This window comes from Stutzerimonas stutzeri (assembly GCF_013522825.1).
GTDB lineage: Bacteria > Pseudomonadota > Gammaproteobacteria > Pseudomonadales > Pseudomonadaceae > Stutzerimonas > Stutzerimonas stutzeri_AK.
Genome location: NZ_JAAMQZ010000024.1, coordinates 27,166 through 43,419, shown reverse-complemented (window position 1 = coordinate 43,419; position 16,254 = coordinate 27,166). Strand labels below are relative to the sequence as shown.

Annotated in this window: 11 protein-coding genes and 1 pseudogene; 8 read left to right on the top strand and 4 right to left on the bottom strand. The window is 64.0% G+C overall.

What is annotated here, in order from left to right:
- The first annotated feature begins 138 nt into the window (after window positions 1-138).
- Complete coding sequence (locus tag G7020_RS15330; protein WP_181085973.1) at window positions 139-423, top strand: metal-sensing transcriptional repressor; 285 nt, start codon at window positions 139-141, stop codon at window positions 421-423.
- Window positions 424-640: 217 nt separating this feature from the next.
- On the opposite strand, the gene rlmKL is transcribed toward G7020_RS15330, so the two are convergent.
- Complete coding sequence (rlmKL, locus tag G7020_RS15325) at window positions 641-2,821, bottom strand: bifunctional 23S rRNA (guanine(2069)-N(7))-methyltransferase RlmK/23S rRNA (guanine(2445)-N(2))-methyltransferase RlmL (RefSeq protein WP_181085965.1); 2,181 nt, start codon at window positions 2,819-2,821, stop codon at window positions 641-643.
- A gap of 318 nt (window positions 2,822-3,139) precedes the next feature.
- Between rlmKL and rmf the strand changes: the two genes are divergently transcribed.
- Complete coding sequence (rmf, locus tag G7020_RS15320; RefSeq protein WP_037022861.1) at window positions 3,140-3,355, top strand: ribosome modulation factor; 216 nt, start codon at window positions 3,140-3,142, stop codon at window positions 3,353-3,355.
- A gap of 98 nt (window positions 3,356-3,453) precedes the next feature.
- On the opposite strand, the gene G7020_RS15315 is transcribed toward rmf, so the two are convergent.
- Entirely contained in the window at window positions 3,454-4,494 is a 1,041-nt protein-coding gene (locus tag G7020_RS15315; RefSeq protein WP_181085957.1) for a quinone-dependent dihydroorotate dehydrogenase, read from the bottom strand.
- Window positions 4,495-4,566: 72 nt separating this feature from the next.
- Window positions 4,567-4,806 (bottom strand): DUF2835 domain-containing protein, encoded by a 240-nt coding sequence (locus G7020_RS15310; protein ID WP_181085955.1) that lies wholly within the window; start codon window positions 4,804-4,806, stop codon window positions 4,567-4,569.
- A gap of 158 nt (window positions 4,807-4,964) precedes the next feature.
- Here G7020_RS15310 and G7020_RS15305 point away from each other — a divergent pair, with 158 nt between their 5' ends.
- Entirely contained in the window at window positions 4,965-5,885 is a 921-nt protein-coding gene (locus G7020_RS15305) for a DUF6685 family protein (RefSeq protein WP_181085953.1), read from the top strand.
- 196 nt (window positions 5,886-6,081) lie between these two features.
- Here the strand turns inward: G7020_RS15305 and G7020_RS15300 are convergent, their stop codons facing one another.
- Complete coding sequence (locus G7020_RS15300) at window positions 6,082-10,926, bottom strand: NAD-glutamate dehydrogenase (protein ID WP_181085951.1); 4,845 nt, start codon at window positions 10,924-10,926, stop codon at window positions 6,082-6,084.
- Between the two features lie 175 nt (window positions 10,927-11,101).
- On the opposite strand from G7020_RS15300, the pseudogene G7020_RS15295 reads away from it, so the two are divergent.
- The 5 genes and pseudogenes from G7020_RS15295 (at window position 11,102) to G7020_RS15275 (ending at window position 16,254) form a co-directional block, all read left to right on the top strand.
- Window positions 11,102-12,086: pseudogene (locus G7020_RS15295) on the top strand (AAA family ATPase).
- Window positions 12,086-13,057, top strand: a complete 972-nt coding sequence (locus G7020_RS15290) for a DUF58 domain-containing protein (RefSeq protein ID WP_181085947.1) — start codon at window positions 12,086-12,088, stop codon at window positions 13,055-13,057. Before G7020_RS15295 ends, G7020_RS15290 begins: the two are co-directional and overlap by 1 nt.
- Window positions 13,054-13,548 carry a DUF4381 domain-containing protein gene (locus tag G7020_RS15285; RefSeq protein ID WP_181085944.1) on the top strand — a complete coding sequence of 165 codons (495 nt, stop codon included), beginning with the start codon at window positions 13,054-13,056 and terminating at the stop codon, window positions 13,546-13,548. Before G7020_RS15290 ends, G7020_RS15285 begins: the two co-directional genes overlap by 4 nt.
- Window positions 13,541-14,551, top strand: coding sequence for a VWA domain-containing protein (locus tag G7020_RS15280; RefSeq protein ID WP_181085942.1), 1,011 nt, complete (start codon window positions 13,541-13,543; stop codon window positions 14,549-14,551). Before G7020_RS15285 ends, G7020_RS15280 begins: the two co-directional genes overlap by 8 nt.
- Entirely contained in the window at window positions 14,548-16,254 is a 1,707-nt protein-coding gene (locus G7020_RS15275; protein WP_181085940.1) for a VWA domain-containing protein, read from the top strand. Before G7020_RS15280 ends, G7020_RS15275 begins: the two co-directional genes overlap by 4 nt.

Genomic DNA, 16,254 nt, shown 5'->3' with positions numbered 1-16,254 from the left:
TCAGAAGCGCGACGAACAACTATTGCTACGACCCTAACCGGCTCGCTGAGTTTTGCCCAGGCTTGCCCAGCTGCCCTGTAGCCAGTGGGAACACTCGCCGGTAGGATGCATCGCGGACCCTCGATCCCAAGGACTCGAATGAAAGACGACACTCCCGCCCCGATCAATATGCAGGATCAGCAACAGGCAATGCTCCGGCGACTGGCGCGCATCGAAGGCCAGATTCGTGGCATCCAGGCGATGATCAAGCGCGGCGAAGATTGCGAGTCGATTGCCCAGCAGTTCTCCGCCTCACGCAGCGCGCTGGACAAGACCTATCGACTTTTGCTCACCTGCCTGCTCGAAGAGGCCCTGCATGACAACGAGCAGGACACTGCCGAAGCCCTGGCGCGTGTGCGCGAGATTTTCACCAAGTACACCTGATTTCCGGGCACTTCTAAAAACGTAGGCGAGGCAGCCAGCGCAAGGCGCAACGACCAACGGGAGTAACAGCCGCAGGCTGGCCCGTAGGGTGAGCGCAGCGAATCAAACAGGCGAAAAGCGCAGTTTACGAGTTGTAAATGAGCATTTTGATCGGACTCGCGCACGAGCCTGTTTTCAACGCAGCGATGGCAACGCAGGTAGTTTTTAGAGGTGCCCGTCAGCGCGCCTGCAACTTCCAGGCACGATGGATCCTGCTGTTGCGACGGAAATCCTCATCCAGCGTGGCGCTGCTGATTTCCTCCACCGCATAACGCTCGCTCAGCCCCGGATCGAGCACGAACTTGCGGAAGTTGTTGGAGAAATACAGGGTGCCGCCCGCTGCCAGGCGCGCCATGGCCAGATCCAGCAGGGCGACATGATCACGCTGAACATCGAACACACCTTCCATGCGCTTGGAGTTGGAAAAGGTCGGCGGATCGATGAAGATCAGGTCATATTCCCCACGGTCTTCCTCCAGCCACGCCATCACATCCGCTTGTTCCAGACGCTGCCGATCCGACAGGCCGTTCAGCGCCAGGTTGCGTCGCGCCCAGTCCAGATAGGTTTTCGACAGATCGACGCTGGTGGTGCTGCGCGCACCGCCCTTGGCCGCATGCACGGTCGCCGTCGCCGTGTAGCAATAGAGATTGAGAAAACGCTTGCCGCTCGCTTCGCGCTGGATGCGCAGGCGCAACGGTCGGTGATCGAGGAACAGCCCCGTGTCCAGGTAGTCGGTGAGGTTCACCAGTAGCTTGACGCCGCCCTCGTTCACTTCAAGAAACTCGCCCTGACTGGCCTGGCGCTCGTACTGGCGCGTGCCGCTCTGACGCTCGCGGCGCTTGACCACCACTCTGTCGCGGGAAATGCCCAGCGCCTGGGGAATCGCGCTCAACGCATCGAACAGACGCTCCTGGGCCTTCTGCGGATCGATCGAGCGTGGCGGCGCGTATTCCTGTACATGCACCCAATCACCATAGAGGTCGATGGCAAGGGCATATTCGGGCATGTCGGCGTCATACAGGCGGTAACACTGGATGCCTTCCCGGCGCGCCCACTTGCCCAACTGGCGGAGATTCTTCTGCAGGCGATTGGCGAACATCTGCCCGCCTTCACTGAGACGCGCCAGTTCCGCCACTGGTTGCGGATCGGCGGTGCCGGCGGCGGGCGCCGCACGCTGGCCGGTGACGAACTGATCCAGTTCGACCTTGATCAGCAGCAGCTTGCAGGGCAAGGCGCCGTTCCAGAAGGCGTACTGCTTGTGGCTGCGAATGCCCATGCGCTTGCCTAGGTCCGGCGCGGAGGTCAGCACCGCCGCCTCCCAGCCGAGACAGGCCTGACGCAGGCGTTCACCGAGGTTCTGGTAGAGGTAGACCAGACTCGCTTCGTCGCCCAGGCGCTCGCCATAGGGCGGATTGCAGATCACCAGGCCTTTCTGGTTCTGATCGGGGCGTGGCTCGAAGGTCGCCACATCGCCCTGGTAGACACGAATCCAGTTGGCCAGCCCGGCTCGCTCGATATTGTTCCTGGCCGGCTGGATCAGCCGCGGATCGGCCTCGTAACCGCGTATCCACAGCGGCTGCCGGGCCATGCCCGCCTCGGCCCGCGCCTGCGCCTCGTCATGCAGGCGGTTCCACAGCGCCGGCACGTGTCCGAGCCAGGCGCTGAAGCCCCAGCGCTCACGGCGCAGGTTCGGTGCGATATCGGCGGCCATCATCGCGCCCTCGACAAGAAAGGTGCCTACGCCGCACATGGGGTCGGTCAGCGCGCCACCGGCAGCCGCGATACGCGGCCAGCCGGCACGAATCAGCACGGCGGCGGCGAGGTTTTCCTTGAGCGGCGCGGCGCCCTGCTGCAGGCGATAACCGCGCTGGTGCAGGCTATGCCCGGAAAGATCCAGTGACAGCACCGCCTGGCCACGATCCAGGCGCAGGTGCACGCGCAAATCCGGGTTCAACTTGTCCACACCTGGCCGCTCACCGGCAGACGTGCGCAGCCGATCGACGATGGCGTCCTTGACCTTCAGCGCGCCGAAATGGGTGTTGTCGATTCCCGAACCATGGCCACTGAACTCCACCGCCAGCGTGCCGGTCGCCTCCAGATGCTCAGCCCAGTCGATCTGGTAAACGCCGTCATAGAGCGTTTCGGCATTTTCAGTGGCGAAGCGGTCGAGCACCAGCAGCACACGGTTGGCGAGCCGTGACCAGAGGCATAGCCGATACGCCACCTCCATCGAGCCGAAGCCACGAATGGCTGCGGTCTGCTCGCGAGCCTCTTCAAGCCCGAGGCCTATGGCTTCGTCGAGCAACAAGCCTTCGAGGCCCTTGGGGCAGGTGAGAATAAGTTCGTGGCGGTCGGTCATGGTAGGTCCAGAAAAATACGATTCGTTGACAGTCGGGCTGCAGCTTTTTTGCACCGGCTCAGGCAGGCGTCGGAGGCGAGCCTCGTGTAATCCACGATTGGCGCGCCTTATGGGGGAGATCAGGGTTCGGTTACTTCCTTATGACAAAACGATCATTCCAGCTTTGGACCCATTAGGTTAGAACTCGACTCAGTCCGGCAGCGCAATGCTGCCGGAAGAACTCCGCCACGCCGGCAGCGGACTTCGATGGCAGTCTAACTGCCCGACCTCGCCATGAGGTCAACAGGAACACCAGTCAACCACTGAGGGCAATACCCAATGAGAAGACTCAAGCGTGATCCGATGGAACGAGCATTTCTACGCGGTTATCAGCATGGCATACACGGCAAATCTCGCGATCTGTGCCCCTTCTACCATCCCGAAGTGCGCCAGGCCTGGATTAACGGCTGGCGGGAGGGTCGCGGCGACAACTGGGATGGTCTGACCGGCACCGCCGGTCTTCATCGACTGAACGAACTCAACGCAGTCGGCTGACACAGGATCACACCGACTTCAACAGGCACGCCCCACCCGGGCGGCGGGCTGAAGCCCAGGGGCTCCTTAATGGAGCCCCACCGGGTAATCCATACCGCTTAGAAATTCACATCCTTGCGCGAGCGAATGGCGGCGATGGCATCCACCGACTCGCGAATCAATGCCGGGCCTTTGTAGATAAAGCCCGTGTACAGCTGCACCAGGCTCGCACCCGCCTCGATCTTCTCCGCCGCATGACGCCCTTCGGTGATGCCACCCACCGCGATGATCGGCAGGCGACCGCCCAGGGTTTCGGCCAGCACCTTGACGGTGTGGGTGCTCTTGTCACGAACCGGCGCGCCGGAAAGACCACCGGCCTCGTCGCCATGGGCCAGCCCGGCGACTCCCTCGCGACCCAGCGTGGTATTGGTGGCGATGATGGCATCCATTCCGGCCTGGAAGACCGTATCGGCCACCAGCACGATTTCCTCGTCGGTCATGTCGGGGGCGATCTTGATGGCCAGCGGCACGCGCTTGCCATGCAGCACTTCCAGATCCTCGCGGCGTAGGCGCAGCGCGTCTAGCAGTTGCTTGAGCGAGTCACCGAACTGCAGGCTGCGCAACCCTGGCGTGTTGGGCGAACTGACGTTCACCGTGACATAGCTGGCCTGGTGGTAGACCTTGTCTAGGCACAGCAGATAGTCGTCCTGGGCGCGCTCGACCGGGGTATCGAAGTTCTTGCCGATATTGATGCCCAGAATGCCTTTGAAGCGTGCCGCATCGACCCGCTCCAGCAAGGCGTCGACGCCATGGTTGTTGAAACCCATGCGGTTGATGATCGCTTCCGCTTCCGGCAGGCGGAAGATGCGCGGCTTGGGATTGCCAGGCTGCGGCCTGGGCGTCACGGTGCCCACTTCGACAAAGCCGAAGCCCAGCTGGGACAGGCCGCAGATCGCCTCGCCATTCTTGTCCAGGCCAGCTGCCAGCCCGACCGGGTTGGGAAAATCCAGCCCCATTACCCGCACTGGCAGGCTTGCCGGAGCCTTGCTGAGCATGGCGTTCAGCCCCAGCCGGCCACCCGCCCCGATAAGGTCCAGCGACAACTCATGGGAATTTTCAGGGGTTAACTTGAACAGCAGCCGGCGAGCCAGGTTATACATACGCAGCTAGATCCTGGGAAAGGGTGACGCGAAAGTATAGCAGGCAGGATGCCGCCAGCGCCTGTTTGCCCATCACGATAACCGCCCCGCCCCATCGAGCCGACGCAGACAGACCAGCTTGCCGTCATCGGAAAATTCCATCTCGAATGAACCATACACCCCAGCCTTTGTCGTAAACGGACGCAAATGGTGGGCTGGCAAACTGACACGTGTTCCATCCCTGCTTCTGACCAGAATGCGATTGGCCCGCCCTTGATAGACTGCCAGCAGCCGTTCTGCAGGCAATGCGATATCCAGCACGAGGTTTGGCATGGAGGCTCCTCAATGATCAGTGCGCCGGCAATAGTGCCACAACCCGACTCGCTACCAGCACATGCGGGCCTCGCTTGCAGCCATGAACGCCCTGAAATCATTACAGGTTCTTCCTGGCTCTGGCACACTTCGCCTCCAGTACAACGAGCCCATCCACGATGATGAGCCAATCCGAGCCGATGCCGTCAGTGATTTCCCGACTTGCCAGATTTGCCCAGCACATTGGACTGACCGGAAAACCGCCGCGTCAGACGCTTGAGTACGCCAGTCAGATCCGCTTGCCCTTTGCACCCCTTGCCGAACCGGCCCCGAGCATTTTCTGGCAGGACGGCCCCTGCCTGCAAAGGGTCGTCGATCTGCCCCGCGGCGCACTTTCCGGCCCGATCCAGGAAGACAAGGCCAAGGCCCATGCCGCCCTGACACGCCTGGTGCGCAAGGACGTCAGCGCTTATCCATCACTGGATCTGCGTCAGATCGACGGCATCAGCAGTCAGAGCGCAGACGGCAACATCTATCCGACTTTCGAGGCCTTCGCCGCTACTCCGGCCTGTCGCCAGCTTCGCGTGATCAGCTACAAGGACTTCGTGCGCACCCTCGGCACCGCCCTGCCCGGTTTTGAGAAACAGGCACCGATAGAACTGCGTCAGGCCAGCTGGCTTGGCGAGCGGATCTACTGGGCGGGCGAATATCACGCCGAGGCCTTCGCCTGCGCCATCGCCTATGCACGGCTCAGGGGCCTGGAGGTCCTGCTGCCGTGCGAACTGACCGACTACCGTCTCGATAGCGCCGGCCTGCAGGCGCTGGATGACGACTACCATGCCATCGCCATGCCCGCCCAGGCCTGGAGTGATCGCGACTTCATGAGGCTGCTGCTCGATGCAAAGGTGCCTTATGCACGTCTGCAACTGCTGCGCGATGCCAACAACTCCGAACTGCTCCTGCTCGACAGGCACGTAAGCGCCGCCAACGCCCTCGGTGAAGGGCTCAAGCTCGCCGGCGCGCCGGACATGGTCCGTTACCTGCGCGACCTGCCGCAGATCACCCGCTTTCGCCTCGGCCATCGGACACAGGACGCCTGATCTTTGCCTGTCGGGTCGGTGAAGCCTGACCCGACAGCCTGTACTACGCCCCATACGTTGTAGGTCGGATTAGCCAAAGGCGTAATCCGACGATCTGCAGGCGCAATCGAAGGTCTGAAGGCGCAAACCAACGAACGAGGCAGACCTTTGGAGACGTCTGCCCGTTCGCTCATCGGGTCGATGAAGCGCGACCCGACTACTGCTGGGGCTTTTCCAGCGCCAGATCCTGCAATTCGCGACCGGCCACGGCGTACATCGCGTAATCGACGCTGCTGGCACTGCGCAGCTCGGCGAGCATCTTCCGCCAGCGTTCGACCTGATACTGGCGCTGTGCCAGCCAAGACTGCACCAGCGCATCGATATCTTCCGGCGCTCCGTCCATCTGCAACACCGATACGGTAATCGCGCGTTGCTGGCTGTCCAGGTCATCACGAAAGCTCTCGCGCGCCAGTGCCTGCCAGTTGTTCTCCACCGGCAAGGCGGTCAGTTGCTGCAGATACCAAGGCAACTCCAGCGCACCACCCACAGCGAAATAGGCTGCGGCCACCTCGGTCGGCAACCGCCCGGTTTCGTCAGCAGCTTCCAGAATCGGCAACAGCGTGTACAGGTGGTGCGTGCCGGCGACCATCCGCGCCAGCAATTCCGGCACGCCCGCCTCGGTGTAGCGCTCGTAGCGCGCCTGCCACAGCTCGCGCGTACCGCCTTGCAGCAGCGTATCGAGCTTGAGCCCGAGCGCCGCCACCCGCGGGCCGAAATGTCCCACATCACGCGCCGCATCCAGCTCGTGGCGCCGATTGCGCAGGAACCAGCGCGTTGCGCGGCGACCCAGACGCATCAGCTCTTCCATCAGGTGCAGCTGCAGCTCAGCCGACACCCGGTAATCCAGCGCCTCGATCTGACGAAACCAATGCGGCAGGTGGAAGATGTCACGCACGACCACATAGAGCCCGGCGATATTTGCCGAGCTCAGGCCGGTGGCCTCGCGCAGACGCTGAACGAAGGTGATGCCCATGTTGTTGATCAGGTCGTTGGCGATCTGCGTACTGACGATTTCACGCTTCAGCCGATGCTGCAGCATCGCGTCGCGATAGTCTTCGGCCAGCACCTGTGGGAAGGCGCTCTCCATCTCCCGCGCCAGATAGGCATCATCCGGCACCCGTGATTGCAGCAGTGCCTCCTTCAGGTCGATCTTGCTGTAGGAAATCAGTACCGACAGCTCCGCGCGCGTCAGCCCCTTGCCCTGGGCCGCCCGCTCGTCCAGCGCCTCGTCGCTCGGCAGGAATTCCAGCGCACGGTCCAGCAGCCCTTCGGCTTCGAGCGCGCCGATCAGGCGCCGATATTCACCGCCGCCCGTGCGGGCCCGGCGCTCGGCCTGAGACAGCGCCTGGGTCTGCTTGTAGTTGTCGTGCAGCACCAGCGCGGCGACGGCATCGGTCATCTGGAACAACAGCTGGTTGCGCTGTTTCCCGGTCATGTCTCCGGCACTGACGATTTCGTTGAGCAGGATCTTGATATTGACCTCATGGTCGGAGCAGTTGACGCCGCCGGCGTTGTCGATGAAATCGGTGTTCGAGGCGCCGCCATGCAGGCCGTACTCGACGCGACCCAGCTGGGTCACGCCCAGGTTGCCGCCCTCACCGATGACCCTGGCGCGTACTTCGCAACCGTTGACCCGCACTCCGTCGTTGGCCTTGTCGCCGACATCCGCATGGCTTTCCGCCGTGCTCTTGATATAGGTGCCGATGCCACCGTTCCAGAGCAGATCCACCGGCGCCTTGAGCAAGGCATGGATGAGTTCGGCGGGGGTCAACTGGTCCGCCGCGATATCGAAGCGCGCCTTCATCTGCGGAGTGATCTCGATGCGCTTGGCCGAACGCGCGAAGACGCCGCCGCCTGCGGAAATAAGCGAGGTGTCGTAATCGGTCCAGGATGAGCGCGGCAGATCGAACAGGCGCTGGCGCTCGACAAAGCTGCGGGCGGCATCCGGTTCGGGGTCGATGAAGATGTGCTGATGGTTGAAGGCGGCCACCAGGTGCAAGGCCTCAGACCTGAGCATGCCGTTGCCGAACACGTCGCCGGCCATGTCACCGATGCCGATCACGCTGATACTTTCGCGCTGCACGTCGATGCCGCGCTCGCGGAAATGTCGCTGCACCGACACCCAGGCGCCCCTGGCGGTGATGCCCATCTTCTTGTGGTCATAACCGGCCGAGCCACCGGAAGCGAAGGCATCGCCGAGCCAGAAATCGTATTCGGCGGCGATGCCGTTGGCCGTATCGGAGAAGGTCGCCGTACCCTTGTCGGCGGCGACGACCAGATAGGGATCATCCTCGTCGTAGCGCAGGACGTTGGCCGGCGGCACCACCTGACCGTCCTTGAGGTTGTCGGTGATATCCAGCAGGCCACTGATGAAGATCCGATAGCAGGCGATGCCCTCGGCGAATACCTCATCGCGCGTACCATTGGGCAGCCGGCGCGGTACGAAGCCACCCTTGGCGCCGCCGGGCACGATGATCGCGTTCTTCACCTGCTGGGCCTTCACCAGGCCGAGCACTTCTGTGCGGTAATCCTCTTCACGGTCCGACCAGCGCAACCCGCCACGCGCCACCTTGCCGCCACGCAGGTGCACCCCTTCGACCCGTGGCGAGTAGACGAAAATCTCGAACTTCGGCACGGGTCGCGGCATCTCCGGGATCGCGCACGGGTCGAGCTTGAAGCTGAAATAACGCTTCGGCTTGCCGTTGGCGTCGGCCTGATAGAAGTTGGTCCGCAGGGTGGCCTGGATCAGTGCCAGATAACGGCGCAGGATGCGGTCTTCATTGAGGACTGCCACTTCATCAAACGCGCTCAGGATCGCCTGCTGCAGCCGCTCCTGCTTGTCGGCCAGGTCCTCCTCGCCCAGCTTGCGCGCCAAGTAGAAGCGTATCTTGAACAGCCGCACCAGCTCGCGTGCGATATCGACATGATTGAGCAGGGCACTGGCGATATAGCCCAGATCGAAACCTATGCGAATCTGCTTGAGGTAACGCCCATAGGCGCGCAGCAGCGCAACTTCGCGCCAGGTCAGCCCGGCGGTCAGCACCAGTCGGTTGAAGGAGTCGTTTTCCGCCAGGCCATTGTGGATATGAATGAAGGCATCCTGCAGCGACTCGTTGATCTCCATCAGATCAATGTGCAGGCCTTCGGCATAGGTAAAGGCGAAGTCGTGAATCCAGAACCGGCGACCGTCCTTGCCCTTCAGGTGGAAAGGGAACTCGCCCAGCACGCGCAGACCGAGGTTTTCCAGAATCGGCAGCATGTCCGACAGGGGCAGCGGCGTATCCAGATGGTAGAGCTTGCAATGCAGGCGATTCTCGACGGTCGTGATCGGCTGGTAGAAGCTCATCGCCAGCGGCCGCTCGTCGCTCAGGCCCAGCACATGCTGGATGTCCACCGCCGCCGAAAGCGGATCGAAGCGCTCGCGATAGCCCGCCGGAAAGCCTTTCGGAAAATCACTGAGAATGCGGGTGCCCCGGGCCTCGCCAAAACGCTCGATGATCAGGCCGGAATAGTCGTCCTGCCAGGTGCGGCAGGCCTGCACCACTTCCTTTTCCAGTTGCAGCGGATCGATCTGCAGCGGTTTTTCCGGGTCCAGCCGCAGCAGGAACTGCACGCGGATCAGCACCGACTCGGAAAAATAGGTGGAGAACTCGCAACCGCTGGCGCCCAGCCGATCGATCAGCACCTGCTGGATGCGCAGGCGCGTCTCGGTCGAGTAGATATCGCGCGGAACGTAGGCCAGGCAGTAACAGAAACGGCCATAGGGGTCGGTACGCAGGAACAGCCGCAGCCTGTTGCGCTCCTGGATCTGCACGATGGCGATGGCGGTCTCGAAGAGCTGGTCGAGGGTCATCTGGAACAGTTCGTCGCGCGGCAGCACTTCGAGTACCTGGACCAGTTCCTTGGCCAGATGCGCCGAGTCATCGAACTGCGAACGCTCCACCACCTGCGCGACCTTGCTGCGGATATAGGGAATGCGTCGCACACTCTGGGTGTAGACCGAAGAGGTGAACAGGCCGAGGAAGCGGCACTCTCTGGTCACCCGTCCCTGCTCGTCGATTTCGCGCAGGGAGACATAATCAGGGTAGGCCGGGCGATGCACGCGGCTGGGCGTCGCCGCCTTGGCGAACGACAGCAGCAGCGGCTCACGCAGGTAACTCAGCGCCGCCGGCATCGGCAGCTGGTCCTCATCCTGACCGGTGCGCAGATGCCGCGACAGGCCCAGCAGCGATGATTCGTCGTAGATCAGACGTCCGCTTTCACCCTGATCATCGAGGGTGAATTCCTCGTAGCCGAGGAAGGTGAAGTGGTCATCGACCAGCCAGCGCACGAAATCCATGATCTCGCCCAGCTGGCCGGTGCCGGCCTGCCCCTGCAGCCCGCTCAGGCGCTGGTGATGCTCCTCGGCCTTGGCCTTCATCGCGGCAAAGTCGCTCACCGCCAGACGCACATCGGCCAGCACGGCGTGCAAAGACTGCTCCAGCTCACGCAGGGCGCTGGCACTGGCGCACCTGTCCACCTCGACGAAGATCAGCGACTCCGCACGGCTGTCAGCGGTGCTCTGGCCCCTGGGCAGCAACTCCAGGAACTCGCCATCGGCACCACGGCGTACCTGCAGCACACTGTTCTGCAGGGTATGGATGGCGTAGCCGCGGCGCATCAGTTCCATGCGCACCGAGTCGACCAGGAACGGCATGTCCGGGTGCAGCACCTCGACCAGGCTATGGGTCGATTGCCAGCCGTGCTTCTCGTAATCGGGGTTGAAGACCTGAACCTGCGGCTGCGCCGGATCGAAGCGCTCCAGCAGCCGCCAGCTGGCCAGCGTCGAGCCGACCAGGTCGCTCATGCGCCGCTCGGCAAGCTCGGACAGCGCGACGATTCCAAAAAACTGTTCGGCGAAAAGTCCCACTTGTGGCAGGAGTTTTTCATCGACATGCTGCGCCAGCGCCGCTTGCAGTTGTTGCTGGAAGTCGGCTTTGCTGGCTGCGGTAAAGAACGCCATGGGTTAGCTCCATTCTGGCAGGGTTCGACACACCCTTGCGGACATGACTGATGACGAAACACCTTAGTTCAACCCCAGGCCTGGGTCTGCCCCCCATTTCGTCGCGACCACATAAGTTGCCGAGCCGCACATAGCCTCGAACCCGCCAATGAATTAAAGTCTGACCCGGCGCGCCCTGCCCTTTTCAGAAGAGCCCGAAGATGGACCACCGTGAAGCAATGGTCGCCTTGCGACAGTTCCTTTCTACCCAGATTCTTGGCCAGGAACGCCTGATCGAGCGGCTGCTGATCGCACTGCTGGCCGACGGTCATCTACTGGTCGAAGGCGCGCCCGGCCTGGCCAAGACCCGCGCCATCAAGGAGCTTGCCGGCGGCCTGGAAGCCGAATTCCACCGCATCCAGTTCACCCCGGACCTGCTGCCCGCCGACATCACCGGTACCGAAATCTATCGTCCGGAAACCGGCAGCTTCGTCTTCCAGCAGGGGCCGATTTTCCACAACCTGGTGCTGGCCGACGAAATCAACCGCGCACCGGCGAAGGTCCAGTCCGCACTGCTCGAAGCGATGGCCGAGCGCCAGGTCAGCGTCGGTCGCAGCACCTACGACCTGTCGCCACTATTTCTGGTGATGGCCACGCAGAACCCCATCGAGCATGAAGGCACCTACCCGTTACCCGAGGCGCAACTGGACCGTTTCCTGCTGCACGTGCGGCTCGGCTTTCCCGACGCGTCAGTGGAGCGTCGCATCCTGCAGCAGGCCCGGGGCGAAGCCATCAACGGCGAAACCACGCCGGAACATCGCGTCTCGCAGCAAGCGATCTTCGCCGCGCGCAAGGAAGTCCTCGACCTGTACATGGCCGATGCGGTGGAGGAATACCTGGTGCAACTGGTCATGGCGACCCGTACGCCGGCCAAATTCGATGCCGAGCTGGCCAGCTGGATCGCCTATGGCGCCAGCCCGCGTGGCTCGATTGCGCTGGACCGCTGCGCACGCGCCCACGCCTGGCTGGCGGGCCGCGATTTCGTCAGCCCCGAGGATATCCAGGCCATGCTGTTCGATGTGCTGCGCCATCGCCTGATCCTGTCATTCGAGGCCGAGGCCTCCGGCATCGACCAGGACCGTGTCCTGCAGCGCATCCTCGACGTGGTCGCGGTGGCGTGATGCATGCTTCGGCGCCCGACACTGCCGCCCAGACGGCCCGCACCTCTGGCGCCGGCATTCGCGTGAGCCTGGCCGAGCTGATCGACATGCGCCACCGGGTCCGTGAAGTCCCGCTGTTTTCCAGCCCGCAGCGGCGCGCGCCGCTGGTTGGCCTGCACCATTCCAAGCTGCGCGGGCGCGGCGTGGATTTCGATCAGGTACGCATCTACCAGGCCGGCGATGATGTGCGCACCATCGACTGGCGTGTCACGGCGCGCACCCAGGAGCCTCACACCAAGCTGTTTCACGAGGAACGCGAGCGGCCCATCTATATCCTCGTCGAACAGAGCCCGCGACTGTTCTTCGGCAGCGGCCTGGCACTCAAGTCAGTGCTCGCGGCGCAGACTGCCAGCCTGATCGGCTGGGCCGCGCTGAGCCACAATGATCGCGTTGGCGGACTGGTCTTCGGTCAGGGCGAACAGCGCGAGATCAAGCCACGACGGAGCAAACAGAGCCTGCTGCAACTGCTCGACCGACTGGCCCGTGCCAACGCCGCACTGGCCGCCGACCAGTTCAGCACCCCCGAAGCGTTCGGCATGGCCCTGAGAAGAGCCCGCGAAGTGCTGCGCCCCGGCAGCCTGGCGGTGATCATCTGCGATGAACGCACCCTGAGCGACAGCGCCGAACAACAACTGACCCTGCTCGCGCGCCACGTCGATCTGCTGCTCATGCCGCTTTCCGACCCGCTGGACCACGCCCTGCCTGCCGCCGGCCACCTGCGCTTCGCCCAGGGCAACGCGCGCCTGGAGCTCGATACCCATGATGCCGCGCTGCGCCAGACCTGGCGTCAGCAGGCCCAGGCGCGTAGCGACCGCTGGCAGCGCCTGGCCGACCGTCTGCGCTCGCCGCTGATGCCGCTGGGCACCCAGCGTGAACTGGTGGAACAGCTGCGCGAACACCTGAGCGTGCAACAACCCGGTGCCAGGCGATGAACAGCATCGAGGACCTTCAGCCGCTGATCGCACCGCCGCCGATTGCCTGGTGGCCACCCGCACCGGGCTGGTGGTTTCTCGCTGCGCTGGCGCTCGCCATCCTGCTGGCAGTGCGTCTGCGCCCCTGGCGCTATCTGCAGCGAAACGACAGCAGCGAGCACGAAACCGAGATCGAGCCGCACCGGCATATCGCCCTGGCCGAGCTGGCCCGGTTGAGCAAGCCCTACGACGGCCAACCCGCCAACCAGTGGTTGCAGCAACTCAACGCCCTGCTCAAGCGCCTCTGCCGCATCCGCTACCCCGATGACAATTCGCATACGCTCAGCGGGCGCGCCTGGCTGGCATTTCTCGACAACCGCTGCCCGGCAGCGGGGCTGACACGCTGGATGGTGCTGGTCGAGGGTGGTTATCGCGCCGAGTGCCGGCTGGACGACAAGGCCATCGCAGGCCTGGAACAGGCCGTGCAGATCTGGATTCGCAAGCATGTTTGAGCTGGCCTGGCCCTGGATATTCCTCCTGCTGCCCCTGCCCTGGGTCATGCGCGGGTTGCTGCCCGCCGCCGACAGCGGCGATGCCGCGCTGAAGGTCAGCTTTCTCGACGACCTCCAGGCCCTGTCCGGTCGCCGCGCCAGCATCGCCCTGCCCGCCTGGCGCCAGCAGATACCCTACGCGCTGGTCTGGCTGCTGCTGCTGTGCGCCGCCGCCCGCCCGCAATGGCTCGGCGAACCGCTGCCCTTGCCCACCAGCGGTCGCGACCTGCTGCTGGCGGTGGATGTGTCCGGCTCGATGGACTACCCCGACATGCAGTGGCAAGGCCATGAAGTCAGTCGTCTGGAACTGGTCAAGCAGTTGTTCGGCGACTTCATCATCGAGCGTCATGGCGATCGCGTCGGGCTGATCCTGTTCGGCAGCAAGGCCTACCTGCAGGCACCACTGACCTTCGACCGGCAGACCGTACGCACCTGGCTCGACGATGCCAGCCCGGGCATCGCCGGCAACAATACGGCCATTGGCGATGCCATCGGGCTGGCGCTCAAGCGCTTGCGCGAGCGTCCGGCGGATAGCCGCGTGCTGGTGCTGATCACCGACGGCGCCAACAATGGCGGCGAGATCGACCCTCTGCTCGCGGCACGCCTGGCCGCCGCGCAGAATGTAAAGGTACATACCATCGGCATCGGCGCCGCCACCCCGGCAGATGGCGCACTCGGGCATTTCGGCTTCAACGCGTCCGACCTCGACGAACCGACCCTGCGCGCCATCGCCGAACAGACCGGCGGCGAGTATTTCCGCGCCCGCTCCAGCGACGAGCTGAAAGCCATCGGCGCCGCCCTCGACCAGCTCGAACCGACCGCTCAGCAACCAGCGCAGGCACACGTCGCCGATGCCCTGTACGTCTGGCCATTGGCGGCGGCCCTGCTGCTCAGCCTGTTGCTGGTGGCAAGCCGCCTCTGGCCGACACCGTTGCAGCGGCTCTTGCCCGGGAAACAGCCGTGATCGACTTCTGGCCACATCTGCTCAGACCCTTCTGGCTGCTGCTCATGCCGCTGCCGCTCTGGCTGCTGTGGCGCCTCTGGCATCGCCGTCGGCAGACCGGACGCTGGCAGCGCCTGCTGCCCGAAGCCTTTCATGCGGTACTGCTGACGAGTGGCAAGCTGCGCAACAGCCGGCTGCCCTGGCTGCTGCTCGGCTGCGCCTGGCTGCTGGCCTGCCTGGCGCTGCTCGGCCCGAGCTGGCAGCAGGCCGAACAGCCCGGCCTGTCGCGCGATGACCCGCTGGTGATACTGCTCGACCTGACGCCGGCCATGCTCGCCGCAGACGTACGGCCCAGCCGTCTGGAGCAGGCCAAACACAAGATTCTCGATCTACTGCAGGCGCGCCAGGATGCCCAGACCGCCGTGGTGGTGTTTGCCGGCAGCGCCCATACCCTGGTGCCGCTGACCCGGGATCTGGCCACGACACAGAACCTGCTCGATGCCCTGCACCCCGACCTGATGCCCGCGCCCGGCCAGCGCGCCGATCTGGCGGTCGCCCAGGGTATCGCACTGCTCGAACAGGGCGCACGTGGCCGTGGGCGCCTGCTGCTGATCGGCAGCAGCCTGGACGAGCACGAGCGCAACGGCATCCAGGCACAGCTGAAGGCTGCCGGCCTGCGCCTGCTGATCCTCGGCATCGGCACCCGCCAGGGCGCGCCCATTGCCAGTGAGGACGGCAGCTTTCTCAAGGACGACAAGGGCGCGATCCTGATTCCACGCCTGGACGACAGCGCCCTGCGGCGCTTCGCCAACGACAGCGGTGGCCGCTACCAGCAAGCCCGCCTCGATGATCAGGACCTGCGCAGCCTGGGCCTGCTGGAACGCGGCGGCGCCCTGCAGGCGCGTGACGACGAGACCACGCAACTCGACATCTGGCTGGATCAGGGCCACTGGCTGTTGCTGCCACTCCTGCTGCTGGCAGCCTGTGCCGGGCGGCGCGGCTGGCTGCTCTGTCTGCCTTTGCTGATCGTCCTGCCGCCGCCGGCCAGCGCCCTCGGCATGGATGACCTCTGGCAGCGCCCGGACCAGCAAGGCATGCGCCTGCTCGAGCAACGGCGTCCCGCCGAGGCCGCCGAACGCTTCGAGGATTACCGCTGGCAGGGTTTTGCCCGCTACCAGGCCGGTGACTTCGCTGGCGCCGCCGAGCGCTTCGCCCAGGGCGATAGCGCCAGCGATCACTACAACCGCGGCAATGCACTGGCACGCAACGAACAGCTCGAATCGGCCATCGAAGCCTATGACCAGGCGCTGGAACAGGCCCCCGGTTTGCAGGCGGCACAGCACAACAAAACCCTGGTCGAAGAACTGCTGCGCCAGCGCGAACAGCAGGGGCAACAACACCAGCCTCCGCAGGACTCTGCTGACGGTGGCCCATCGTCGGAGCAGTCAGCCTCGACCCGTGACGCCGCCACCGCGCCGGGAGAACCCGCCGCAGCCGGCGACGAGCAGAATGCGTCCACTCCGCCAGCGGCTGAAGCAAGCGACGAAACCGCCCAGGCCGAAGCCGATGCACAGCCTGCCCAGGCCGGGGACGCCTTCGCCGATCCGGAACAGGATCAGGCGCTGGAGCAGTGGCTGCGCAAGGTGCCGGACAACCCCGGCGAGCTGCTGCGGCGCAAGTTTCTCCATGAACATCGCAAGCGTCAGGAAATGAACCGGGAATGA